Source organism: Corallococcus llansteffanensis (assembly GCF_003612055.1).
Lineage (GTDB): Bacteria > Myxococcota > Myxococcia > Myxococcales > Myxococcaceae > Corallococcus > Corallococcus llansteffanensis.
In genome coordinates this window covers 1-448 of record NZ_RAWB01001187.1, presented here as the reverse complement: position 1 = coordinate 448, position 448 = coordinate 1, and the positions used below count along the sequence as shown (strand labels likewise).

Annotated in this window: 1 pseudogene; it reads right to left on the bottom strand. The window is 61.2% G+C overall.

Annotation, left to right across the window (positions count from 1 at the left end):
* Nucleotides 1-448 (bottom strand): annotated as a pseudogene (locus D7V93_RS44060) (DNA-directed RNA polymerase subunit beta); the annotation flags it as partial.

The following is a 448-nucleotide window of genomic DNA, read 5'->3' as shown; positions in this document are numbered from 1 at the left end:
GCGCCGATGTACGTGATGCCCGACTCGTCCAGGCGAGCCAGTTGGGCTTCGGCCAGGTTCGAGATGTCGCGCGTGATTTCTTCCGGTCCGAGCTTGGTGTCGCGGGCAACGACCGACAGTTCCTCGATGTGGATCGAGGTGTAGCGGTCTTCAGCCACGACGCGCTCCGAGATCAGGATCGAATCTTCGAAGTTGTAGCCGTTCCAGGGCATGAACGCGACCAGCATGTTCTGGCCGAGCGCCAGCTCGCCCATGTCGGTCGAGGCGCCGTCAGCAATCACGTCGCCGCGGGCAACGATGTCGCCCACCTTGACCATCGGACGCTGGTTGATGTTCGTGTTCTGGTTCGAACGCGTGTACTTGATCAGGTTGTAGATGTCCACGCCGACTTCACCGGCCACGGCTTCGTCGTCATTCACGCGGATCACCACGCGGTTCGCGTCAACAT